At 67.7% G+C, this 23,508-nt stretch carries 17 protein-coding genes; 7 read left to right on the forward strand and 10 right to left on the reverse strand.

Going from position 1 to position 23,508, the window contains the following annotated elements; all coding sequences use genetic code 11:
- The first annotated feature begins 16 nt into the window (after nucleotides 1-16).
- From ACOTSS_RS12565 to ACOTSS_RS12580, 4 genes are all read left to right on the forward strand, one after another.
- Nucleotides 17-1,390, forward strand: coding sequence for a hypothetical protein (locus tag ACOTSS_RS12565; RefSeq protein ID WP_448688475.1), 1,374 nt, complete (start codon nucleotides 17-19; stop codon nucleotides 1,388-1,390).
- Nucleotides 1,391-1,626: 236 nt separating this feature from the next.
- Nucleotides 1,627-2,349, forward strand: a complete 723-nt coding sequence (locus tag ACOTSS_RS12570) for an IclR family transcriptional regulator (protein ID WP_448688476.1) — start codon at nucleotides 1,627-1,629, stop codon at nucleotides 2,347-2,349.
- A gap of 85 nt (nucleotides 2,350-2,434) precedes the next feature.
- Nucleotides 2,435-3,364 carry a dihydrodipicolinate synthase family protein gene (locus tag ACOTSS_RS12575; protein ID WP_448688477.1) on the forward strand — a complete coding sequence of 310 codons (930 nt, stop codon included), beginning with the start codon at nucleotides 2,435-2,437 and terminating at the stop codon, nucleotides 3,362-3,364.
- An 11-nt stretch (nucleotides 3,365-3,375) separates the two neighbouring features.
- Nucleotides 3,376-4,551, forward strand: a complete 1,176-nt coding sequence (locus tag ACOTSS_RS12580; RefSeq protein WP_448688478.1) for a mandelate racemase/muconate lactonizing enzyme family protein — start codon at nucleotides 3,376-3,378, stop codon at nucleotides 4,549-4,551.
- 145 nt (nucleotides 4,552-4,696) lie between these two features.
- Here ACOTSS_RS12580 and ACOTSS_RS12585 read toward each other — a convergent pair whose 3' ends face one another.
- Complete coding sequence (locus ACOTSS_RS12585) at nucleotides 4,697-7,507, reverse strand: hypothetical protein (protein ID WP_448688479.1); 2,811 nt, start codon at nucleotides 7,505-7,507, stop codon at nucleotides 4,697-4,699.
- 225 nt (nucleotides 7,508-7,732) lie between these two features.
- The gene (locus ACOTSS_RS12590) at nucleotides 7,733-10,438 is read right to left on the reverse strand and encodes a TonB-dependent receptor (protein WP_448688480.1); all 2,706 of its coding nucleotides are present in this window, start codon (nucleotides 10,436-10,438) and stop codon (nucleotides 7,733-7,735) included.
- 144 nt (nucleotides 10,439-10,582) lie between these two features.
- On the opposite strand from ACOTSS_RS12590, the gene ACOTSS_RS12595 reads away from it, so the two are divergent.
- Nucleotides 10,583-12,022, forward strand: coding sequence for a sialate O-acetylesterase (locus ACOTSS_RS12595; RefSeq protein ID WP_448688481.1), 1,440 nt, complete (start codon nucleotides 10,583-10,585; stop codon nucleotides 12,020-12,022).
- Between the two features lie 40 nt (nucleotides 12,023-12,062).
- On the opposite strand, the gene ACOTSS_RS12600 is transcribed toward ACOTSS_RS12595, so the two are convergent.
- Entirely contained in the window at nucleotides 12,063-13,697 is a 1,635-nt protein-coding gene (locus tag ACOTSS_RS12600) for a sulfatase-like hydrolase/transferase (protein ID WP_448688482.1), read from the reverse strand.
- Between the two features lie 7 nt (nucleotides 13,698-13,704).
- Nucleotides 13,705-14,349: a hypothetical protein gene (locus ACOTSS_RS12605; RefSeq protein ID WP_448688483.1), complete on the reverse strand. Its 645-nt coding sequence runs from the start codon at nucleotides 14,347-14,349 to the stop codon at nucleotides 13,705-13,707.
- 125 nt (nucleotides 14,350-14,474) lie between these two features.
- Here ACOTSS_RS12605 and ACOTSS_RS12610 point away from each other — a divergent pair, with 125 nt between their 5' ends.
- Nucleotides 14,475-15,089, forward strand: coding sequence for a TetR/AcrR family transcriptional regulator (locus ACOTSS_RS12610; RefSeq protein ID WP_448688484.1), 615 nt, complete (start codon nucleotides 14,475-14,477; stop codon nucleotides 15,087-15,089).
- Here ACOTSS_RS12610 and ACOTSS_RS12615 read toward each other — a convergent pair.
- Complete coding sequence (locus ACOTSS_RS12615) at nucleotides 15,086-16,921, reverse strand: arylsulfatase (protein ID WP_448688485.1); 1,836 nt, start codon at nucleotides 16,919-16,921, stop codon at nucleotides 15,086-15,088. The two genes, ACOTSS_RS12610 and ACOTSS_RS12615, sit on opposite strands and share 4 nt — an antisense overlap.
- 122 nt (nucleotides 16,922-17,043) lie before the next feature.
- Between ACOTSS_RS12615 and ACOTSS_RS12620 the strand changes: the two genes are divergently transcribed.
- Nucleotides 17,044-17,889, forward strand: a complete 846-nt coding sequence (locus ACOTSS_RS12620; RefSeq protein ID WP_448688486.1) for an FAS1-like dehydratase domain-containing protein — start codon at nucleotides 17,044-17,046, stop codon at nucleotides 17,887-17,889.
- Between the two features lie 9 nt (nucleotides 17,890-17,898).
- Here ACOTSS_RS12620 and ACOTSS_RS12625 read toward each other — a convergent pair whose 3' ends face one another.
- The 5 genes from ACOTSS_RS12625 to ACOTSS_RS12645 form a co-directional block, all read right to left on the reverse strand.
- A complete protein-coding gene (locus tag ACOTSS_RS12625; protein ID WP_448688487.1) occupies nucleotides 17,899-18,690 on the reverse strand; it encodes an enoyl-CoA hydratase/isomerase family protein in 792 nt (263 codons plus the stop codon).
- On the reverse strand, nucleotides 18,687-19,463 hold the full coding sequence (locus ACOTSS_RS12630; RefSeq protein ID WP_448688488.1) for an SDR family oxidoreductase: 777 nt from the start codon (nucleotides 19,461-19,463) through the stop codon (nucleotides 18,687-18,689). Before ACOTSS_RS12630 ends, ACOTSS_RS12625 begins: the two co-directional genes overlap by 4 nt.
- Nucleotides 19,464-19,761: 298 nt before the next feature.
- Nucleotides 19,762-21,162: an FAD/NAD(P)-binding protein gene (locus ACOTSS_RS12635; protein ID WP_448688489.1), complete on the reverse strand. Its 1,401-nt coding sequence runs from the start codon at nucleotides 21,160-21,162 to the stop codon at nucleotides 19,762-19,764.
- A gap of 119 nt (nucleotides 21,163-21,281) precedes the next feature.
- Nucleotides 21,282-21,980, reverse strand: coding sequence for a UTRA domain-containing protein (locus ACOTSS_RS12640; RefSeq protein WP_448688490.1), 699 nt, complete (start codon nucleotides 21,978-21,980; stop codon nucleotides 21,282-21,284).
- Nucleotides 21,977-23,326, reverse strand: a complete 1,350-nt coding sequence (locus ACOTSS_RS12645; protein ID WP_448688491.1) for a formimidoylglutamate deiminase — start codon at nucleotides 23,324-23,326, stop codon at nucleotides 21,977-21,979. The genes ACOTSS_RS12640 and ACOTSS_RS12645 overlap by 4 nt, the downstream gene beginning before the upstream one ends.
- Nucleotides 23,327-23,508 lie beyond the last annotated feature (182 nt).

The raw sequence follows: 23,508 nt of genomic DNA on the forward strand, positions 1-23,508 counted from the left end.
CAACAGGAGAGGAATCATGCAGCATGGAGCGATGAAATGGGCGATGCTGGCCGGCGTGGCGGCGCTGGCGGGCGGAGCGGCGCTGGCGTTCAGCAGCGCGCCCGAATCGGGGGAGGCGACTTGGAAGGTCCTGCTGCCGCCCGCCCCCGCGGCCAAGAATAAGGGCACCGCTTCCGCCCGGACAGCAACCTCAAGCGCGGCGCTGACCACGCTCGACGCCCCGACGCTCGGTCTCGCCGATTCGGTGATCGAAACCTTCCACGACAGCGACGACAATATGTGCGGAACGCAGAAGGTGCATATCGACGGCCCGGTCCGCGCCTTCGAGGATCAGAACAACGTCATCCACCTCACCGTGTCCGATCCCAATGCCAAGGGCTGGCAATGGACCGGATCGGTCACCGGCTTCACCAACAATCCCAAGACGGCGGCGCTCGACTGCGACGGGGTGATGACCGGCAACAGCGGCAATACCGACCCCGACGCCTATGACCAGAAGACCTGGATCCAGGCGGTCCATTTCGAAGGGTCGACCGTCTACGCCTATGGGCACGAGGATTATTTCGGCACCCGCACCAACGACCCCGACTGCCACGATGCGGGTACGAGCGACGGCAAGCCCTATTGCTGGTACGCCTCGATCCCGCTGTGGACCGCGACCGTCTCGCCCCCCGACCGCCATATCGACTTCGCGCGCTCGGCGGCGACGCCCGATCATGTCGCGATCTTCCCGCACGTCGCCTATCCGGGCGACGCCAATACGACCGACGCGGGCTGGATCGGCTATGGCACGCCGTCGAACATCATCCGCGGGCGCAACCAGGACGGCACGCTCGACGGCTATTATTACATGTATGCCTACAGCAGCTCGGCCTATGCCGGGCAGGCGAAGGGGGTCTGCCTGTTCCGCACGGCCGACCCGACCGACCGGACGAGCTGGCGCGCGTGGGACGGCGACACGAGCAATCCGGGCTTCACCCAGCAGATGCGCAACCCGACCGTCTATACCAACAGCGCCTGCGCGGTGGTGAAGCCGGAGATGTTCAAAAGCTATCTGCGCTCGGTCGTCTGGCACAAGCCGTCGCGACACTATATCGCCTTCTTCCGCACCAGCAGCGCGGTCCAATATGCGACCTCGACCGATCTGGTGAACTGGAGCGACGGGCAAAATCTGCTCGTGTCGACCTCGGCGCAGGCCAATTATCCGGTGACGATCGACTTCGACGGCGGCGATTACGGCGATTCCGACTTCGACCGCCTCTATTCGAACGGGAAAAGCTATCTCTTCTACCGCAAGTCGATCGCGAGCGGCCACACGCGGATCACGCGGCGCAAGATCACGGTGACCAACTACCCCGCCGATCCGCCCTCGTCGTCGAACCCGGGCTGAATAAACCCCACCCCTGAAGGGTAGGCAACCACCAGATCCACCACCTCGGGCAGGCGGCCTTCCATCCCCGCCTGCCCTTTTTGTCACGCCAGATGAAACATTGGCGTTGCAATCTTAGCGACATTATGGAGGAAGAAAGCGGCGGAGGTGAAATTCGCCCGCGGCGGCACTATCATGCGCGGCCGAGGGGCGGCGATCATCGCTTTTCCGCCCCCTTGTTGGATGGATCGAGGCGAATGAACCCCAAACCCAATGCCCAGCCGAACCAGAGCCTTATCGACGGCATCGCGACGCTCCAGGCGCTCGCGGTGTCGCCCGAACCCGTCGGCAATCGCGAACTCGCGCGCCAGCTCGGCTTCAACCCGACGCGCGTCAACCGGCTGCTCAAGACGCTCGCCTATCTGGGGATCGCGCGCCAGACCGCGAACCGAAAATATACCGCCGGGCCGGGCATGCACGTCCTCGCCGCGCAGAGCCTCCACGCCTCGCGCATCATGCAGGACGCGCTGCCGGTGCTCGAGGAACTGCGGCGTTTCGGCCTCACTATCGCGCTCGGCGTGCTGTGGCGCGACAGCGTCAGCTATCTGTTCCACGCGCCGCCCGGGATGACGACGACGCAGGGCATCGGCCGCATCGGTCTGCTTCCCGCAACCTCGAGCGGCATCGGCATGGCGCTGCTCGCGCAGCACGGGGACGATCATATCGCCGAACTGTTCGCCGACCGCGCGATCGACGGTTTTCCGGGCGGCCTGCCCGATCTGATGGCGGCGATCGAGGAGGTGCGCCAGCTCGGCTACGCGCGCGTCTGCGTCGATCCGGTCGAGGATCGCCACACGGTCGCGGTCCCGGTGTCGAACCTTTCCTTCGCCGCGGTCGGCATGTCGGGCTGGATCCCCGAACAGAATAACGCCCCGATCGTCGAAGCGCTGACCAATGCGGCGCACCGGATCGGAGATTAGCGTCTCAACTATTGCTAAATTAGCAATACATGCCTAAGCCTCTCTGGACGCGGCCGCCGATCGGCCGCCCAAGGGAGTGACGAGCATGACGAATATCGCCGGCGCCTTTCCGGTGCTGCCCACCATCTTCGATTCGACCGGCGCCATCGACGCGCAGGGGATGCGCAACACCGTCGAATGGGTGATCGGCTGCGGCGTCGACGGCGTCGTGTTTCCCGGGCTGGCGAGCGAATATGATCATCTGAGCCTCGCCGAGCGGCTGCGCCTGATCGCGATGATCGGCGAGCTCGCGGCGGGACGCGTCGCCTTCGTCGCCGGATGCAGCGGCCAGAACGACGAAGAGAGCGCCGCGCTGATCGCCGCCGCCGGCCAGGCCGGCGCGGCGGCGGCGATGATCGTCACCCCGACGCGCCTCGACGGCGACCTCGACGCGATCGGCGACTTCTACGCAGGACTCGCCGCCGCAGCCGACGTCCCCGTGATGCTGCAGAACGCGCCGCGTCCGATGGGACTCGGACTCGACGCCGCCGCGCTCCTTCACATCCTGGGCCGCGCGCCCAACATCCTCTACGTCAAGGAAGAGAACGCCCCGTGCGGCCAGCGCATCTCGGCGCTGCGCGCCGCAGCGCCGCCGCAGCTCCGCGCGATCTTCGGCGGCGCCGGCGGGCGCTACATCACCGACGAACTGGCGCGCGGCGCCGAAGGGACGATGCCCGCCGCCGAGATCGCCGACCTCCACGTCCGCCTGATCGCCGCGCACCGCGCCGGCGACCAGGCGACGGTCCGCATGCTGTTCGAGCGCACGCTGCCGCTGCTCAACATGCAGGCGGTGTATCGCTGGCGGCTGACCAAGGAAGTGCTGCGCCGCCGCGGCCTGATCGCATCCGCCTTCGTCCGCGCGCCGGGGCCCGAACTCGATGCGCACGACCGCGCCGAGCTCGACCAGCTCCTCGCCGCGCTCGAACCGCTGATGCGCGAAATGGGGACCTCGTTCGACGCGCGGCAGATGGTATAGTCGGGTCCGCCATGCGCGACAGCATCGACCATATCGAGACCTTCGTCGTCACCATCCCGCGCGACACCCCCTATCTGGGACCGCTGCGCGCGGGCGAGAGCGTGAACGAGCGCGGCTATCTGGTCCGCAGCTCCAACCGCACCATCTATCCGACCGAGGATCGCTCGGTGCTCGTCAAGGTGACGACGAAGGACGGCGCGGTCGGCTGGGGCGAGACCTACGGCCTCACTGCGCCGCGCGTGATCGGCGAGTTCGTCGACGACCTGATCCTGCCGCTGGTGCGCGGGCGCGACCCGTTCGACGTCTCGGCGATCTGGCACGACCTTTACGATCTGCTGCGCGTGCGCGGCTATGACGGCGGCTTCTGGCTCGACGCGCTCGCCGCGCTCGACATCGCGCTGTGGGACCTCTGCGGCAAGCTCGCGAACCAGCCGCTGCGCAAGCTGCTCGGCGGCGAGCGGCGCGCCAGCATTCCCGCCTATGTCTCGGGGCTGCCGCGTGCGACGCTCGAAGAGCGTGTCGCGCTCGCCGCCGACTTCGTCGCCCAGGGCTATGACGCGATCAAGTTCGCCGCCGCGGTCGACCCCGACGGGATCGAGGCCGAGCTTGCGGCGCTGCGCGAGGCGCTGGGGCCCAAGGTCAAGCTGATGATCGACTTCCACTGGATGTTCGGGCGGGGCGAGGCGGCGGCGTTGATCCGTCGGCTCGAACCCTATGGTCTGTGGTTCGCCGAAGCGCCGGTGAAGCCCGAGGATGTCGAGGGGCTTGCGCATGTCGCGCGCGCCGTCGCGACCCCGATCGCGGCGGGCGAGGAATGGCGGAGCGTCCACGACGCCCTCCCCCGCCTCGCCGCGGGCGCGGTGTCGATCGTCCAGCCCGAGATGGGGCACACCGGGATCACCCAGTTCCTACGCATCGCCCGGCTCGCGGCCGCGCACCATGTCGCGACGATCCCGCACGCGACGATCGGCGTCGGCATCTTCCAGGCCGCGAGCCTCCAGGCCTCGGCGGCGGCCGACGAGCTGCCGATGCACGAGTATCAGCATTCGATCCTCGACCGGAACGCCGCGCTGCTCGACGGCGATCTGGTCTGCGAGGCCGGCGCCTACCGCCTACCCGAAGGCCCCGGCCTCGGTGTCGCGCCGGGCGCGGCGCTGTGGGCGCATGCGGAGAAGATACAGGGCTGAATCACCCCTCCCCTTCAGGGGAGGGGCAGCGAAACTCGGCAGCTTGCTGCCTAGTTGCAGCGGGGTGGGCCAATCGGCCGCGCGCTATTTCTCCGCTGGCCCCCACCCCAACCCCTCCCCTGAAGGGGAGGGGCTAAAGCCAGCCCTATTCCCCCAGCACCGTCACCGGGCTCGTCGCACTCCCGCCGCCGACCTTGTCGACCGACAGGCTGAAGCGAAAGCTCTCGCCCGTCCCGCGCGGCACGCTGAATTCGAACGGAAAGGCGTCGTCGGTCAGCGTTTTCCACGCCCCGCCGCTCCGATAACGCAGCCGCGCGCGCACCACCTTGGCGTCGTCGTCACGCAGATAGACATAGCCGCGCCGCCCGAAGCCGCCGAAATCGAGCAGATAGGCACGCGCGTCGCCGACGCTCAGCGCAGCGCTGTCGTTGGGCACCGCCGCCGCCGGGCGATCGAGCCCCGCACGGTCGATCTTCGCCCGCGCGCGCAGCCCGTCGATCCGCACCGCGACCTGCCCGCGCGCGGGAACTTCGACCGCGATGCCGTCGCCCTCGGCGCGCGCCGCGCCCGCGGGCGACAGCAGGGTCACGCGCAGCGCCCCCACCCGTCCGGCGAGCCTGGGGTCGATCGCGACCCGGCTCGCGACCGGCGCGTCCGACTGGTTGGCGAGCGCGACGTAAAGCGCGTCGCCGCGATACCCCGCGACATAGTTGAGCTCGGGATCGAAACCGGTGAGCAGCCCCTTCGGCATCCACAAATTGACGCCTTGGTCGCCATAGAAATGCCCGGGCGCATAACCGTAGAAGCCGTTCTGCAGATAGGCATAGGCCTCGATGAACTGGCTTGGAAAATCGATCGCGCCGTCCGACCGGCCGCGCGCGTCGCTGACCAGATAGTCGAGCAGCATCGTCGCCATCGGCCAGATGTGATTATAGTGGAAGCTGTTGACGCTGAGGTCCTTGTGCGCGTGGAGCGGATAGTCCGCCTGCTCGTAGATCGTCGTCCGCGCCGTGTTGATGTGATAGCCGGGGAAATTGCGATAGCGCCCGATGATCGCCGAACGCGCGACATCATGCAGGAACTTGTCATTCGCATCCTCGGCGATGCGCAGCATCCACGGCGCGAAATTCGCCATGAAGATCGCGCGATGCCCGGTGCTGGTGCCCGAGCTTTCGGGGGTCAGCCCCATTTCGGAGAGGCGCCACGCCGGGACATCCTCCTGCGGCGCCGACATCGGATGATGCCTCTTCGACGCGAGATACCAATAAACCGGCGCCTTGCCGCCCGGATTGACCGTCACCTTCGCGTCGGGAACCGCGGGCGCCATCCAGGTGAACATCGTGTAGCGCCGCGCGCCGGTCTGCGCCGCGTCGAGAAAGCGCTTCTCGCCGCTCGCCTCGTAGAGCCGATAGAGGTCGACGAAATCGGGGACATAGGCGGGCCAGAAGAAGAAGGCCGCGTCCTTGAATTCGCGCTGCGGCGTGTCGACGCGCGCGGCGAGATAGCGGTCGGCGCCCGCGACCGCCTCGCCCAGCATCGCGCGGTCGCCGGTCGCCTCGAACAGCGACAGCGCGTTCTGCCATGTCCGGCCCTGCTCGGCGACGTCGAGGTTGCGCGTCCGCGATCCTTCGAACTCGCGCCGCGCGAGGTCGAGCAGCGCGGGATTGCGCTTGCCGAGCACGGCATAAAGCGTCGCGAGTTCGGACACCGGCGCGGTCGGGCCGCGCAGCGCGCGCGACGGGTTCTGGATCTTCATCTCGCGGTCGAGGCTGAACAGGAATTTCTCCCGCGACAGCATATATTCGACATAGGGGATGACGCGGCTCTCGAACATGCCGGGGCGGTCGGTGACCAGCGCGAGCTCGAACGGGTTGAGGCTGCTGACATTCTTCACCGCGCCGGGCACGTCGGTCGAATAGGACGAGCCCTTCAGCTCGGCGATCCAGCGCGCGTAGGAGGACATCGAATAATCGACCATGCGGTCGAAGGTCGTATTGAGCGAGCCGACCGCGTTGTGGCGGAAATCGCCGAAGCCATAGACGCCGCGCGCGAGCCGCTCGTACAGCTGGGTCAGGTCGCCCGCCTTCTCGCGCACCAGATAGGCGCGAAAGCTCGTGCTCGTGCCGCCCGCGAGCTTCGATCCGGCGCCGCCCATCACGGGGGCGAAGATCATCGGGCTCGCGCCGCCGGCGCCGTCGCGCACCGCGACCCCGAAGCGGCTGTTGTCGGCGAGCGGCAGCGGCTGGAACGGGAATTCGCCGGGATGCGCGATCGCCGCGAAGGCGGTGTCGCCCTCGCGCACCATCGTCGTCGGCAAGGTCGCGCGATAGGCGAGCGTCAGATAGGACCGATCGGGCAGCCTTTGCTCCTGCCAGATCAGCGGCTGCCAGATCTCGCTCGCCTGGCCCGCCGCGACGTGAGGTCCGCCAGTATAGCCGACCGAATAATAGCCGGGCTGGCGCGCCTCGAGCCGCCATTGCAGCAGCGGATAGGGCTGGGCCGCGAGGTCGACTTCGGCGGTCAGCGTGAAGCGCGGATCGGCGGGATAGGTCGCGATCAATTTGTCGCCGACGCGCCGCACGCTCTCGGGCTTCATCGCGACCGGCTGGCCCGCGTTGAAATAATTGGCGCTGCGGCTGTCGGCGCTCGCATCGAGGATGCGGTCGTCGAAGCCGTCGCCCGCGGTCGCCGCGTCGCGCTTTTCGGCGACCAGGTCGGCGCGCGCCGGGTCGAAGGCGCGCCACGTCGCGACATTATAGGCGACCCCCTCGATCCCCGCCGGCCGCTGCGCCATGGCGGGGTCGTCGGGCCGGTACAGCACGGTGAAATCGAGCGAAAACCCCTCGATCCGCGCCGCGAGAGCATCGGCGGCGGGCGCGCTCGCGCTCGCAGCGGGGGCCTGCATCTGCGCCGCACAGGCGGACAGCGCGGTTCCCGCAAACAGTGTGAGGGCCAACGAATATCGCATCTTCACCTATTCCGCCCTTCTTGGAATTCTCTAAGCCCCTCCCCTTCAGGAGTGGCGGGTCGGTCGGTCCCCCGGACCGACCTGAACAGTCCGGGGGACTGTTCACCCGGCACTGGGTTGGGGGTGGGGTCCATCGGCCTTGCGCGAGGTTTCGAGACCCCACCCCAACCCCTCCCCTGAAGGGGAGGGGCGATTCACCTCAGCAGAGGAGCCTCAGAAACGGAAGCTCAGGTTCGCCGTGATGGTCCGCCCATTCTCCAGATAGCTGGCGATCGCTTCCTCATAATTGGCATATTTGCGCGTCGGCGTGTTGGTCAGGTTCGACCCCGACACGCTCAGCTTGATCCCCTTGGTGATGTCGTAGCTGACTCCGGCCGACAGATAGCCCGCGGCGCGATAATAGATGCCGTTGCCCTCGAGCCCGATGCGGTTGAGATAGCCGCTGCGGTACGAATAGCCGACGCGCAGCCCCAGCGGCCCGTCCTCGTAGAAGAGGAGCGCGGTGCCGCTGTGCTTCGACAGCGACTGGAGCGGCAGCTCGTTGTGCGTCCGGCCGTCGATGATCCCCGAATTGCTGGAGATATAGGTGTAGGTGCCCTTGACCCCGAGGTTCGAAAGCGGTCCGGGCAGGAAGTCGAGATTCTGGCGGAGCTGAACCTCGAACCCCTTGATCGTCGCGCCTTCGCCGTTGAACGTCCGGCCGATGCGATAGGGGGTTTCGGGATCGCTGTCGTCGGGGTCGGCGTCGAGCCCCGGAATGACCTCCTCGACCGTCTGCGAATAGATGAAGCTCTCGACATCCTTGTAGAAGAGCGCGAGCGAGACGAGCGAGCCGCGCTTCGGATACCATTCGAGTGAGGCGTCGATCTGGTTGACGCGGAACGGCTGGAGCGCGGGGTTGCCGCCGGCGCCCGTCCCCGCCGAGGTGATCGAGAAGGATGGCGACAGATCGCGCGTGTCGGGCCGCGCCATCACGCGCGCCGCGCCGAGGCGCAGCAGCAGATTGTCGTTGAGTTCGAAGCGCGTCGCGATGCTCGGCAACCAGTCGTCATATTTCACGACCTGGTGCACGGGCGAATAGCTGTCGGGGTCGGTGCCGCCGCGAATGCCGTAGAAGCCGTCCGCGATCAGCTTGGTGCTGACATAGCGCACGCCGAAATTGCCGGTGACCGGCAGGCCGAACAGCGAGGTGTCGAAATCGGCCTGGACATAGGCCGAATGAACGGGCTCGCTGAGGTCGAAGCTCGACGTCGGGTCATAGAGATTGGGTGTGCAGGTCGCCGAGAAGACCTGACAGATTCCGGCATTTCCATGCTTGTCGATGATCGGGACCAGATAGGCGGTCGGGAAATCGCCGTCCACGCCGGTCAGGAACTTGTCGAACTGCACGATGTCGAAATTGTCGGGAAAATCGGTGACCGGAATCCGCGTCGCGGCCGAGGTCGGATAGGTCGTCTGGTTGCGATAGGTTTCGCGCCCGAGGTCGATCTGCGCGAAGCGGTAGCCGACCGCGACCGAGGTCAGGAACGGCCCGTCGATCGCATAGGTCGCGTCGAGCCGACCGGTGAACTCCTTTGCCGCATAGACATAATTATTATCGAAGCTGGTGCGATAGATATAGAGGTCGGGGTCGGTGATATCGACATTGGCGGGCAGTCCGACCGCGGGCACGTCGGCATCGCGGAAGTCGAACGAGACCTGCTGCGCCGCGGTCGTGTCGGCGCGCAGATAGGTTTGCCCATAATGCTGCGTCGCGCGGGTATAGGACAGGTCGGCGGACAGCTTCAACCGGTCGCTCGCCTGCCAGCTCGTACCGAACTGCCCCGAATAGATGTCGGTCGGCAGCGTCAGCCGCTCGGCATTGCCCTGGATGACCGCCTTGACCGTGCCGGCGACGATATTCTCGTCTGGCGAAACGACGAGGTCGGTGTAATCGGTCGACTTGCGGCTGAGCGGGATCGACACCCAGTTGCGCGTGCGGTCGGTGTTGGCGTGCGCGTAGAGCAGGTCGGCGTGAAATTCGAGATTGTCGGTGGCGTCGAAATAGATGTTGGTCGTGACGCCGTATTTGGTCCGCTTCTCCTGCAGGCGCTGATAGCGGATATCGTTGAAATAATAGATGTTGTTGCCGTCGCCATTGGGGTCGACGACGTCGGGGTCGGGGCTGAAATTATCGGGTTCGGCGCGCCATGAGGAAAAGCTGTCGAACGAATCCTGCCCGATGTTGAGCCGCTGGTAGTTGGCGCCGACCGAGATGCCGAGGCGGCCGTCGAGCAGCGACGCCGCGACGAGGCCGGTCAGGCGATAGGAAGGATCGCCCGCCTTCGACTTGTCGACGATCTGCGCCGACCCGCCGACGAAGAATTTCTTGCTCGGCGAGGCGCGGCGGGTGAGGATGTTGACGGTGCCGCCCAGCGACCCCTCGATCATCGACGGCGACGGCAGCTTGGTGACGTCGAGCCGCGCGACCAGCTCGGACGGGATCAGGGTCAGCACATTATAGGCGCCGTCGTCGGGGCCGTCGGCGCCGCGGCCATAGGGGCTGATCAGCGTGTGGCCGTTGAACTCCAGCCGGTTCTGGCTGAGGCCGCGGATCGCGATGTCGGCGGCTTCGTCGATTTCGCGGCGCACCTGGACCCCGGCGACGCGCTCGAGCGATTCGGCGACATTCTGGTCGGGCAGCTTGCCGATATCCTCGGCGACGATCGAATCGACGATCTGGGTCGATTGACGCTTGATGTCGATCGACTCGGCCTCGGCGGCGCGGATGCCGGTGACGATGATCGCGGTGCCGGGCCCCTGATCGGTTTCGTCCTGTGCCTGCGCCGCAGTTTCGTTCTCCTGAGCGAAACATTGCGGCGCCGCGGCCATCATCCCCGCAACCAACGCGATTCCCGATATATTGGCAATTACCTTCACGATATCCTCCGTCCCCTCGTGCCGCCGCTTTGCATCAGCGGCTGGATGTGGCATCTTTATTGTTGCTATTTTAGCTATATGTCAACCGGAAGATGGACTAGAAAGGGCATCATGAACGATGTTAGCGACCTTTGGAGCGTATCGATGCCCGGAAAAAGCAACCGTATCCGCCTGATAGCCGCCGCCGCGCTGGCGCTCGCCGCGCTCCCCGCCGCCGCGCAGACCCGCGACGCGCCGCCGCCCCCAGCCGCCGAGCGCCTCGGCCTCGACTCGCTTTTCGGCGCGAACATGGTCCTCCAGCGCGATCGCCCGATCGCGATCTGGGGCCGCGCCAAGCCTGGCGAGCGGATCGAGGTTTCGCTGGGGAGCAGGCGCGCTGAGGCGGTCGCGGACGCCGACGGGGTCTGGCGAACGCAGCTCGCAGCGCGGCACGCCGGTGGACCTTATCGGATGGAAGCATCCGCCCCATCGTTCCACGACCGCTACGACAATGTGGTGATCGGCGATGTCTGGCTGTGCGCGGGCCAGTCGAACATGGAATTCCGCCGTTCGAAGGCGCTGGATCTCGACCAGCGTTTCGCGCCCGACGCGAGCCTGCGGATACTCGACGTCGCACGGCAGCAAGCCCCGACGCCCTCGCCGCATCTGATGACCCTCGGCGGCTGGTCCCGGTCGGCACCCGCGACCGCGGCGAATTTCTCCGCGGTCTGCCATCATTTCGGGCAGCGGCTGCGCGCGGCGCTGGGCGTGCCCATCGGGCTGATCGACGCCGCCTGGGGCGGCACACAGATTGCGGCCTTCGTCGACGAGGATATGCTGACGTCGCGCGAACTCGCTCCTTCCATCGCCGATCCGGCGTCGCGCCAGAACGGCGGGCGCGTCTTCAATGGAATGATCGCCCCGCTCGCACCTTTCGCCCTGCGCGGCGTGCTCTGGTATCAGGGCGAAAGCGACACCCATCGGCCCGAAGCCTATGGCGCGCGCCTCGCCGCGCTCGCCGCGAGCTGGCGCAAGGCCTTCGCGCAACCCCTGCCCTTCGTCGTGATCCAGCTTCCCGCATTCGACCCGACACCGAAGGATCCTGCCGGAAACTGGGCAATCGTCCGCGAAGCGCAGCGCCGTTTCGCCGCGGAGGACGAAAGCGCGAGCCTCGTCGTCCAGATCGACCAGGGCAGCGCGCACGAACTGCACCCGCTCCGAAAGGCGGTGGTCGCCGAACGCGCGGCAGCGGTGGCGCTGGCCGACGTCTACCGATCGGGCGGCGCGAAGGGTCCACGCGCGGCGACGATCGCGCGGACGAAGACCGCGATCCGCATCCGCTTTGCGGCCGCGGGCGCGCTCAGCGGGCGCGATGGGCCGGCGGTCGAGGGTTTCGAACTATGCGCGGAACGCTGCGCGCCCGTCGCCGCCCGCGTCATCGGAGCGCGCGACGTCGAACTGCCGATTCCGGCCGGCACCGAACCCCGGTCGGTTCGCTACGCCTGGGCCGACGTTCCGGCGCCGGCGCTGTTCGACCGGTCGGGCTGGCCGGTGGGACCGTTCGAGACCGCGATCCCGAAGCGAGGCAAGGCCAGGATCGACTGACGGCTCTTCTTTGGGGGACATAACAGGACGCGGCGGCGGCCTAGTTCGTCCAGTAGATATAATCCTGTCCGTCTTTCCAAGGCGCGTTCATCGGCACGTCGATGCGGATCGGCCCTTCGATCAGACCCGGCCAGATCGGCTTCGCCATGCCCTTGTTCTGCGCGTCGATCATCGCGCGGAGCTGCGCGACGCGCTGCGGCTGCTCGGCCGCCAGGTCGTGCCGCTCGGTGGGGTCGGTCGCGAGATTGTAGAGGCGGACCTTTTCGGGGCGCTTCGTCACCTGCAGCTTCCAGTCGCCGGCGCGCACCGCGCGGTAATCGCCCGAGCGCCAGTAGAGCGCGTCGCGCGTCGCGGGGCCTGCGAGGATGTTCTGGCTGTCCATGACGCGGTCCCCGGGCAGCTTCGCCCCCGCCGCCGCCGCGATCGTCGCGAAAATGTCGATATGGCCGGTCATGTCGGCGCGCGTCGATCCCGGCGCGATATGGCCTGGCCAGCGCATGAACAGCGGAGTGCGGATGCCGCCTTCGAAGAAAGTCGCCTTCCATCCGCGGTAGGGCGCGTTGAGGTCGGGCATGCCGTTGTACCAGGCGCCGCCATTGTCGCTGGTGAAGATGACCAGCGTATTGTCGTCGATCCCCGCGCGCTTCAGTTCGGCCATCACGTCGCCGATCCGCCGGTCGAGCTGCGCGATCATCGCGCCATAGACGCGCGTTTTCCTGTCCTTGATCTGCGGCAGCTTCGCATAATCCTCCTTCGTCGCCTGCAGCGGCGTGTGCGGCGCGTTGAAGGCGAGGTACAGGAAGAAGGGCCGGTTCTTGTTCGCCTCGATCGCTCGCCTCGCCTCGTCCGCGAAATAGTCGGTCATATGCCCTTTGGGGTGAAAGCGCTCGCTGCCGTTGAAGGTCACCGCGTGGCGCAGATTGGCCCAGATGAAACGGTCGATCGGGTCCCAGGGCAGCTTGGCATCGACCGCGTCGGGATCGTCATCGGGCAGATATTTTGCGCCCCCCGCGAGCACGGCAAGGCTTTCGTCGAAGCCTTGGCGTTGCGGCTGCAGCCGCGGCGCCTCGCCCAGATGCCATTTTCCGATATGAATGGTGTGATAGCCCGCGGCCTTCACCGCCTCGGCGATCGTCACTTCGCTCGGCGGCACACCCATGTCGGGATAGTCGGGAATGTCGGGGGTGATCAGCTCCTTGTGAAAGACCGGCTTCAGCGGCCCGATACCGCTGCCGTGGGTCAGATTCTCGGCGAACTCGACCGGCACCGCAGTATATTCGAAGCCGAAGCGCGTCGGATAGCGCCCCGTCATCATCGCGGCGCGCGACGGGGAACAGGTCGCGTTGGCGGCATAGGCGGTCGTGAAATCCACCCCCTGCCGCGCGATCGCATCGATGTTGGGTGTCTGAACGATCCCGCCCGCGACGCCGCCGCCGTTCAGGCTGATGTCGTTCCAGCCCATGTCGTCGGCGACGATCAGGATGATGTTGGGCGGCCGCTTGCCCGCGGGCCGCGTCGCGGGCCCCTGCTGCCAGGCGACGGGCCGGTTGGCCTGCACCGGCTCGCGCCAGTCGGCGATCAGGCCCGGCAGCCGATATTTGTTCGCCTGAAACGCCTGATAGCCCCCTGCGCCGAGCAGTGCGATGAGGCCGAGCGCGATCCATCTCTTTTTCATCGGTCCTCTATCCCCACGTCAGTATCGCAACATGGCCGAGCGCCGCGAGCAGCGCGAGCACCAGCCCGACGGTCGTGCGCGGCCCGGCGTGAAAGCCGAAGATGCGCTGCGCCGGAAAGCTGAAGGTCGCCTCGGTCCCGAGCAGCTTCGCCGGATGCACGGCACGAAAGGCGCGGTCGCCCGCGAGGCGGACAAGGTCGCGGCGGCTGCGGTAGCGCATTGTCCCGAACAGCGTCCAGCCGGGGTCGGCGGAGCTATTCCAGGCGTCGATATAGCCGCCGACCTTGCGTCCGACGAAGACCGGATGACCGCCGCGGCGGATCAGCCCGCGCACGAAGGTCCGCGAATAGCGCCGCAGCCATTCGGCGCCACCCAGCGTCTCACCGCTTTCGGGATCGGTGATGACGCCGGGGCGCGTCTTGACGAGATTGAGCATCACGAACTCGCGCCCGTCGTCGGCCTCCAGAAAGGCGCGCAGCCGCGCCGTGTCGTTGCCGGTCGCGTCCATCCGCTCGCCGAGTCCCGCGAGGAAGGTCTCGATCTCACGCGGCCGCAGCCGTCGCCGCAGCCCGTCGTAAAACAGCCGGAAGCCGAGCCACAGCAGTAGCGCCGCACCCCATGTCCCTGCGATCCAAAGGCCTCGATCGTCCATCGCCCCACCGATCATCCGACTGCTCGAAACTTATGGCACTATGTGTGTCATTATATTATGGGAGGCGCAAGCCACTTCGGCGTCGGGCTTGACCCGGCGCGTCAACTAGGGTCAGCGGGGAGGTGATGACGATCAGCGCGAAATCCGTGACGAAGACGCCGAAGCCCGTCGACGGCCGCCGCGCGCGCAGCGTGACGAGTCGCCGCCGCATCGTTGCCGCAATGGCGACGCTGATCGAAGGCGGCGACCCGATGCCGAGCGCGGCACGCGTCGCCGAGGAAGCGGGCGTCGGGCTGCGCACCGTGTTCCGCCACTTCGACGATATGGACACACTCTACAGCGAGATTTCGGCGACGATCGCCGAGCGCGTGATGCCGATCGTGATCGCGCCCTATACCGGCGAGGACTGGCGCGCGAACCTGCGCGATCTGACCCAGCGGCGCGCCCGCGTGTTCGAAACGATGCTGCCCTTTCGCCTCGCCGCGAACATCAAGCGCTATCAATCGCCCTTCCTGATGGCCGAATATACGCGCGTGGTTCGGCTCGAGCGCGAACTGGTGCTGCGGCTCCTGCCCGACGGGGTGCGCGCCGACCGGACACGCGTCGAAGCGCTGATCGCGATGCTGTCCTTCCAGACCTGGCGCGCGCTGCGCCGTGATCAGGCGTTGACGGTTGAGGATGCGGGATCGGTCCTGGCCCACATGGTCGCGGCGCTCGTCGCGACGATGCCGGGGCGTTAGCGCCCAGCCAGGCCCTTCCGCCGCCGGCGCCACGCCCAGACCAGCGCGATCAGCGCTACCAATATGCCGCCCAGGACCGCGCCGGCCTTGATCGCGCGCTTTCGGCCCTGATGTTCCCACGCATAGGCGTTGATCTGCTCGTCGGCGGTATAGCCCGGCGGCATGTCGAGCACGCCATTCTTCTGCGCGAAGCTGCGGTAATCGGCCTGCATCGCGGCGAAGCGGTCGGGCATGGCGGCCGCGAGGTCGCGCGTCTCGCCGGGGTCGGTGCGAATGTCGTAGAGCCGCCATTCGCCGTCGCCGGTCGGCGGCAGGTTGCGCACCAGCTTATAGTCGCCCCGGAACAGCGCTGCATTGCCCGACAGTTCATAGCCGAGCGGGGCGTCGCCGTGGACGCTGCCTTCCATCCCCTCGAGCATCGGGACGAGGCTGCGCCCCGCGACCGGCTCGACCGCCCGCCCCTGCCACGTCCCGCCGTGGAGGGGCACGCCGGCAAGGTCGGCGAGCGTCGGCACGATGTCGGTGACATGCGCGAAGCCGTTGCTGATCACGCTGGCGCGGACCTTCGCATTGCCCGGCCAGGCGATGATCAGCGGCACGCGCAGCCCGCCCTCGGCGGCGCTGAACTTGTAGCCCGACAACGGCGACGCCGCGGCGCTCGCCCAGCCGGGCCCGATCGCGCTCAGGCTGTTGCGGCGGCCGATGTTCGCGAACGAGGTGTCATATTCCATGTTCAGGAAGATGCGGTTGCGCAGCCGGTTGTAAGGATCTGTCGGCTCGGGCCCGTTGTCGGAGAGGAAGACGAAGACCGTATTCTCATATTGCCCCGTCGCCTTCAGATGCGCGACCAGCCGCCCGATCTCGCGGTCCATCGCGGTCGCCATGCCGGCATAGGCCTGCATCACCCGCGCCGCCGCCTTGCGTTCGTCGGCGCTCAGCTTCGACCAGTCGGGGGTGGTCGCCATTTTCACCATCGGGGCGTTTTCGGGCATGATGCCGAGCGCCGCCGCGCGCTTCGCCCGCGCTTCCCTGAGCGCGGTCCAGCCGTCGCGATACATCGCCGCATAACGCGCGATGTCGCTATCGGGCGCCTGCACCGGAATATGGTTGGCGAGGAAATTGACCGAGGCGAGGAAGGGCTTGCCGCTCGCCGCGCCGCTGTCGACATAATCGATCATCTTGTCGACGACGAAGCGCGACGAATAATAATCGCGGGGCAGCGTCGCGGGCTTGCCGTCCTCGGTCCAGCGCGCGGTGTCGTACATGCCCTCGATCGGCCGCTGGTCGAAATTGTCGGCGCCCGCATCGGCGAGGCTGAAGGCGCGATCATAGCCGCGCGCGCCAGGCAGGCGGGTCGGATCGCTGCCCAGATGCCATTTTCCGGTCAGATAGGTGCGATAGCCCGCGGCGCGCAGCATCTCCGCGATCGTCACCACGCGGTGGTTCATCACCGTGTCGTAACCGGGCTTGCCGACATGCTCGGGCGGAATCGTCTCGGGCATGTTGCCGAGCCCGTTGCGGTGGTTCATCACCCCCGTCTGCAGCATCGCGCGCGTCGGCGAGCAGGATCCCGAGACATGGAAATTCGAAAAGCGCACCCCCGCGCGGGCGAGCGCATCGATATTCGGCGTCGCATAGCCGGCGCCGAACGCGCCGACGTCGGAAAAGCCCCAGTCGTCGGCGACGAGCAGCACGATGTTGGGATGGCGCGCGGGCGCCGGAGAGGGGGCGGCGGCAAGCGGCGAGACAAGAAGCGAAGTGCCCAATGCCAATGCTGCCGCCCGCCGCGCGCCCCGCCGCCGGTTCACCCCCCATGCGAACGTCGACGGCATAGTCTGCATCCCCTCTAGATATATTGGCACAGGATATGTCAATATAATCCTAAGTCAATCACGCCTTGGCAGCGGCGCCGCGTCATGCTTTGCCACGACGGAATGACGGCGATGAGGGCAGGATGAGCGGCTGGGACACATGGATCGGGCGGACAGCCGAGCAGCAGGACCTGCTGACGCCGGGGGCGCTGGCGCGATTCCGCGCGACGATCGACAGCGCGGAGACCGGCGCGGTTGCCGCGCAAGCGATCCACTGGTGCCTGTGCCTGCCCGACGCGCCGACCGCGACGCTCGGCGCCGATGGCCATCCGCTGCGCGCCGATGCCGAGGACAGCTTCATGCCGCCGATCCCGCTGCCGCGCCGGATGTGGGCGGCGAGCGACGTGCGCTTCCTCGCCCCGATCCGCGCGGGGGCGTTGGTCACCCGGCGCTCGACGATCGCCGCGATCCGGGAAAAGACGGGGAGCTCCGGTCAGCTCGTCTTCGTCGAAGTCGACCATGACACGCATGCCGATGACGTGCTCGCGGTGCACGAAAGGCAGACCATCGTGTTTCGCGAGGCCGCCACCGCTGCCGCTCCGCCTTCCCCGCCCGCACCGGCCACCGGCGCACCCGACCTGTCGGACTGGAGTTGGCGGCGGACGCTCGTCCCGTCGGAGGCGATGCTGTTCCGCTACTCGGCGCTGACCTTCAACAGCCACCGCATCCATTACGACCGGCCCTATGCGACCGAGGCCGAAGCCTATCGCGGCCTCGTCGTCCATGGCCCGCTGACCGCGACCCTGCTCCTCGACCTCGCGCAGCGCGAGCTCGGCGCCAACGCGCTCGCCTCCTTCACCATGCGCGCGCAGGCGCCCGCTTTTGCCGGCGAACCGCTCCACCTCGTCGGCCGGGTGGCCGAAAGCGGGTGGGAGATGGCGGCGATCGGCCCTGATGGTCGGACGATCATGGCGGCGAGCGCCGGCTGACGCGCGGACCTAACGCTCGCGGTAATCGGGTGCGCGTTTGCCGAGGAAAGCGGCGAGCGCCTCCTTGTGATCCTCGGTCGCCGACAGGATCACCTGCTGCCGGTCCTCGATCGCCATCGCGGCGTCGAGGCTCTGCGCATCGATGTTGAGATTGAGCGCCTGCTTCGACAGGCGAAGCCCCCAGGGGCTGGTCGCGAGCATTTCGTCGGCGAGCGCAAGGCCGCGGTCGAGCAGACTGTCCTCCTCGACGATCTCGCTGATCAGCCCCGCGCTCAGCGCGCGCTGCGCGTCGATGAAGCGGCCTGTCAGGATCATTTCCGACGCGAGGCTCGCCCCGACGAGGCGCGGCAGGAAATAGCTCGACGCCATGTCGCAGCCGCCGAGACCGATGCGGATATAGGCAGCGTTGCAGCGGAACGACGGGGTTCCGTAGCGCACGTCGGAGGCGAGCAGCAGCGACAGCCCGCCGCCCGCCGCCGCGCCATGGCCGAGCGCGATGATCGGCTGGGGGCAGGCGCGCATCTTGCGATAAATGTTGCCGATGCTCGTCTGGGTGCGGAGCGTGCGCAGCACCGGCGTCTCGTCCGACGCGCGGTCCTCCTGAATGTCGAGCCCGGCACAGAAGCCGCGTCCCGCGCCGCGCAGGATCGCGACGCGCACCTCCTTGCGCTCGACGAGCCCGCCGAAATAGGCATTGAGCTCGTCGACCAGCCCCTCACTGAGCGCGTTCAGCCGCTCGGGACGGTTGAGCGTCGCGATCTCGACCTGCCCGCGCGTCTCGACGAGCAGTTCGCCGCTCACAGCGTCTGCCCGTCGTCGACGGTAATCACCGCCCCCGTGATGCCCTGCGCCGCATCCGAGCAGAGCATGAGCAGCGGCGCGTGAAGGTCGCTCGGCGGGCGCAGACGCTGGCGCGGGAAGCTGGCGACGAACTTGTTTCCCGCCTCGCTGTTGAACAGCTCGGCGGTCATCTCGGACTCGAAATAGCCCGGCTGGATGATGTTCACATTGATCCCGCGCCGCGCCCATTCGCGCGCAAACGCCTTGCCCATATGGCGCACCGCCGCCTTGGTCGCGCCATAGACCGAGGTCGCGGGAAAGACCTTCTCGGCGGTGATCGAGCCGATGATGACGACGCGGCCGTGCTGCTTTTCGCGGCTGCCCGCAGCTTCGAGCCGCCGCGCGCCCTCGGTCACGGTCAGGAAAACGCCGCGGACGTTGGCGGCGAACAGGCCGTCGACCTCGTCCACCGACAGCCCCAGCGCCACTTTCTCGGTCGCGACGCCGGCGTTGGCGACGATCGTATCGACGGTTCCGAAAGCGGCTTCGGCGGCGTCATAGGCAGCCTTGGCCGAGGCTTCGTCGGTGACGTCGAGCGACACCGCGATCGCCTGACCGCCCGCGGCCTCGATCGCCGCCACCTGTTCGGCGAGCTTGTCGGCGCGGCGCGCGGCGAGGACGACCTTCGCGCCCGCCGCGGCGAGCGCCTTCGCGAACCCCGCGCCGAGCCCCGAAGAGGCGCCGGTAACCAGCGCGACGCGGCCGGTGAGGTCGAATTGGGGGGCGTTGCTCATATCCCTGGCTCCGTTCGGTTGGAACGCGCTGCGCGCACATTCGGCAGGATAGGGCACCCCGATCCTCGTCGAAATCGGATAGACGAGTTTACCCTTAGGTCAATCGAGCGGCGGGCAAAACTTTTCTATCTAAGGGTTTTGCGCAAATTGGCCGCAATGAGTTGACAAGAGCATTTTGTTCCCCTAATGTTCTTCTTGTGCACACACAACCTCGTCCCCCGTCGCGGCTGCCGAGTGCGGCGGACGGGGGACAAAGGGTTTCAGCGCAGTGCGCTGTTTTCCGAACAGGAATTCGGACCTACAACCCCTCGCCCGCCACCCAGTGCGCGTTGACCAGCCGCCGCGCGAGCGCGCTCACCTGAACACGGATGTCGGGGACCGCGACCACTTCCCACAAATCGCCGCGCGTCATCGGACCAATGGCAAGGATATGGTCTGACGCGCGGCCGTGCCCGTCGATGACATGGCTGTCACGATCGATGTCGAGCCCGAGCCGCAGCGCGTCAGGACGGATCCGCCGCGCCGCGAGCATCCGCCGGACGAGCGGATCGGACGACCGCAGCAGATCGCCCTGCGGGCCGGTGCAATTGATCATGCGCGCCGCATGCAGCGTCTCGAGATGGTCGGCGCCGCGCGGGCGCCAGTCGACGGCGAGCCCTTCCCGCCCCGCCGACACCTTCGCGATCTTCCCGGCGCGGAAGCATAGCTGGCCCGAGGCGACGAGCGCGTCGATACGATCGGCGACCGGTGGCGCGAGGCGGTGGCGATGGACGTCCCAGAAGGGACGCAAGTGCCGCAGGAAGCGCGCGCGCTTTCCGGCGTCGGCCGAAGCCCACATCATCTGGGTGATCGGGCGCAGCGAATCGACGACCTGCCGCCAGTCGGCGTCGCGCGCCGCGCGCCGTGCCCAGCGGACGAGTTCGGACAGTTCGGGCGCGGGCCTGGCAAGGATCGGCCTGGGGCGCGGCAGACCGTCGACATGCCGATGCGGCCGCAGGCCTCGGCGCGACAGCGCGACGATCGGCCCCGCAAAGCCGTGCGCGACGAGACGCAGGATCACGTCAACCGCGGTCAGGCCGGTACCGATCACCAGCACCGCGGCATCGCGCGCCAGTCCCTCCTCGAAGGGCGTCGCCCAGGGGTCGCCGATATAGAGGCGCGCGGGAAGGTGGGCGCCCGCGACCGATGGCGGGTCATGCGGCGGCAGGTTCCCGATCGCGAGCACCGCGCGGTCGGCCTCGATCAGCCCGCCGTTGACGAGGCCGAGCGTCACCCGTCCGCCGCGCTCCTCGATATCGAGCACTTCATCGTCGACCAGCTTCAGCCGCCGGCCATAGCGCTCCATCGCCGCCGCCAGCGCCTCGCGCAGATAGCGGCCATAGGTCGCGCGGGTGACGAAGGCGCTGTCGCAACCAAGCCCATGCGCGGCGAGCCAGTCGCAGAAATGGTCGGGACGATCGGCGAAAGCGCTCATATTGCCGGCGCGGACGTTCAGCAGGTGCGAGCTTTCAGAGCTGCTGTAGGCGACCCCCGCGCCCATGCGGTGCCGGTCGCGCTCGATCAGCAGCACTTCAACATGCGGCTGTTCGAGCAGGTTGAGCGCGAGCATGGTGCCCGAAAAGCCCGCGCCGACGATCGCGACGCGCGTCGCGGTGCGGAAGCGCGGGCGGGGCGCATGAAGCTGCGAGTCGATTATCATCGGCGGCTTACCATTCTCCAGTCGCAGCCCGCGACCGTCCGAACCATCACCGGTCGACTCGTGGCGTCCCGACGGGCGCAGTTTAAGATAAGCAAATTACTTGAGAATGCAAAAAGCAATCAGCCGGACCGTGCGCTTTCGAGGCCCGAGCGGAATTCGGCGACCAGATCGAAGCGATCGCCGCGGAAGAGCTGCCGGACATGCGTCACGACACGCCCCGCCCGCCAGGTCGTGCGATCGAGTTCGAGGCAGGCGGCGGAAGGGCTGATGCCGAGCAGCCCCGCCTCCTTGCGCGTCGGGGTCACCGCTCGGATGACATGGCGTCCCTCGGTCCATGGAATATGCGCGAGAAGCCAGGTTCCCGGGGCCTGTTCCTGGAAATCGGCCGCGGCGGCGTCGGGAACTTCGTCGAGTGCGATCCGCCTTTGCTCGAGGGCGAAAGGTTCGCCGGCGGCGAAATGCACCCCCTCGATCGCCAGCGCCGGTCCTGCAAAGGCATCGTCGCCCCCGGCCCTCCGCGCAACCGCCGACGCCTGCCAACGATAGACCTCACCGCGCGTGGCGATCAGTTCAGAGAGATCGGGGACGGTCATCACCGCCGAATGGACCGGGGGATGCGCGACGAACGATCCCGCCTTGCGGCGGCGTTCGATCAGCCCCAACGCCGCCAGCTCGCCGAGCGCCTTGCTGACCGTCGCGCGCGCGCAGCCGTAGCGCGCGGCGAGCTCCTGTTCGGTCGGGATGCGATGGCCGGGCCGCCACGCACCCGACTGGATCGACGCCGCAATTTCGTCGCGGATGCGGCGGGCGGGGTTCATGCGAGCAACCGTGTCAGGCAGGCGCGGTAGGCGGCGGCGATCGGGGCGGCGGCGAGGTGGCGGCCCGCTTCGACGCGCTTGACGCCGGCGCGCCAGACGCAGTCGATCGACCCGGCGCGCGCGGCGAAGATCCAGCGGTCGAGCAGCGTCGCGTCGTCGGTGCCGGCGAAGGCGGGGTGATCGAGGTCGAGCGACACCATGTCGGCCGCCTGCCCCACCGCAAGCCCCGCGGGCACGCCGAGCGCCTGCGCGCCGCCGCGCTGCGCCCGGGCGAAGAGATGCGCGCCGACGAAGGGCGCATCCTCATCCGCAAGCAAGGCGCGCGCGCGGTGGGCGAGGCGCTGCGAATATTCGAGCGCGCGCAACTCCTGCGCCACGTCGATCAGGATATTGCTGTCGGTGCCGACCCCGAAGCGCCCGCCCGCGGAGAGATAATCGACGGCGGGAAAGATACCGTCGCCGAGGTTCGCCTCGGTCACCGGGCACAGCCCCGCGACCGCGCCGCTCGCCGCGAGCGCGCTGGTTTCGCCGCCGGTCAGATGCGTCGAATGAATGAGGCACCAGCGCGCATCGATCCCGACGTTGGCGAGCAGCCATTCGACCGGCCGTGCGCCGCTCCACGCGAGGCAATCCTCGACCTCCTTCACCTGCTCGGCGGCATGGATATGCACGGGGCCCGTCGGCGACAGCGTTAGCAGCGCCGCGAGTTCATCGGGCGTCACCGCGCGCAGCGAATGCGGCGCGATGCCGATCAGATCGTCGCCCGCCAGCTTGCCGCGCGCCGCATCGAACAGCGCCGCGAAGCCGTCGACATCGCAGAGGAAGCGCCTTTGGCCCGGGCTCGGCGCGGCGCCGCCGAAATTGCCGTGCGCGTAGAAAACCGGAAGCAGGGTCAGCCCGATGCCGCTCGCCGCGCGCGCCGCGGCGATCGCGCCCGCCATCTCGGCGGGATCGGCATAGGGCGCGCCAGCGGGGTCGTGGTGCAGATAATGGAACTCGCCGACACGCGTGAAGCCGGTTTCGAGCATCTCGGCATAGGCCTGCGCGGTGATCGCCGCGACATCCTCGGGCGTCAGCCGGTCGAGGAAGCGGTACATGATCTCGCGCCAGCTCCAGAAATTGTCGTCCGGGCGGCTGCGCCGTTCGGACAGACCCGCCATGCCGCGCTGGAAGCCGTGGCTGTGAACGTTGCAGAGCCCCGGCAGGACCGCGCGGTGGCGCTCGTCGCCGCGCGACGCCGCGACGCCGGTCTCGATCGACGCGATACGGCCTTCGGCGACGGTCAGCCGCACATCGCCTTGCCAGCGATCGTCGATCCAGGCGCGTTCGAACCAGTAAGCCGCCATTTCGGGTCCTTCCTATGCGGTGGCGCAGTTTGGAGCGCGAGGCGTGATTTTACCTGCTTCGTCACCCCGGACTTGATCCGGGGTCCCGCTTTTCGCGCGTTGCCGAGCGGGACCCCGGATCAAGTCCGGGGTGACGAGGAGGGTAAGCGAGCCTTCCAAAGCCGAACCACGTCACCACGCCT

It is taken from the genome of Sphingopyxis sp. NJF-3, from assembly GCF_053514865.1.

Excerpts from the sequence above, each read along its gene's own strand:
- ACOTSS_RS12630 (WP_448688488.1), bottom strand. The coding sequence starts at position 19,463 with ATGAGCAACGCCCCCCAATTCGACCTCACCGGCCGCGTCGCGCTGGTT.
- ACOTSS_RS12570 (WP_448688476.1), top strand. The coding sequence starts at position 1,627 with ATGAACCCCAAACCCAATGCCCAGCCGAACCAGAGCCTTATCGACGGC.
- ACOTSS_RS12600 (WP_448688482.1), bottom strand. The coding sequence starts at position 13,697 with ATGAAAAAGAGATGGATCGCGCTCGGCCTCATCGCACTGCTCGGCGCA.
- ACOTSS_RS12565 (WP_448688475.1), top strand. The coding sequence starts at position 17 with ATGCAGCATGGAGCGATGAAATGGGCGATGCTGGCCGGCGTGGCGGCG.
- ACOTSS_RS12635 (WP_448688489.1), bottom strand. The coding sequence starts at position 21,162 with ATGATAATCGACTCGCAGCTTCATGCGCCCCGCCCGCGCTTCCGCACC.
- ACOTSS_RS12610 (WP_448688484.1), top strand. The coding sequence starts at position 14,475 with ATGACGATCAGCGCGAAATCCGTGACGAAGACGCCGAAGCCCGTCGAC.
- ACOTSS_RS12605 (WP_448688483.1), bottom strand. The coding sequence starts at position 14,349 with ATGGACGATCGAGGCCTTTGGATCGCAGGGACATGGGGTGCGGCGCTA.
- ACOTSS_RS12615 (WP_448688485.1), bottom strand. The coding sequence starts at position 16,921 with ATGCCGTCGACGTTCGCATGGGGGGTGAACCGGCGGCGGGGCGCGCGG.
- ACOTSS_RS12580 (WP_448688478.1), top strand. The coding sequence starts at position 3,376 with ATGCGCGACAGCATCGACCATATCGAGACCTTCGTCGTCACCATCCCG.
- ACOTSS_RS12575 (WP_448688477.1), top strand. The coding sequence starts at position 2,435 with ATGACGAATATCGCCGGCGCCTTTCCGGTGCTGCCCACCATCTTCGAT.
- ACOTSS_RS12620 (WP_448688486.1), top strand. The coding sequence starts at position 17,044 with ATGAGCGGCTGGGACACATGGATCGGGCGGACAGCCGAGCAGCAGGAC.
- ACOTSS_RS12640 (WP_448688490.1), bottom strand. The coding sequence starts at position 21,980 with ATGAACCCCGCCCGCCGCATCCGCGACGAAATTGCGGCGTCGATCCAG.
- ACOTSS_RS12645 (WP_448688491.1), bottom strand. The coding sequence starts at position 23,326 with ATGGCGGCTTACTGGTTCGAACGCGCCTGGATCGACGATCGCTGGCAA.
- ACOTSS_RS12595 (WP_448688481.1), top strand. The coding sequence starts at position 10,583 with ATGCCCGGAAAAAGCAACCGTATCCGCCTGATAGCCGCCGCCGCGCTG.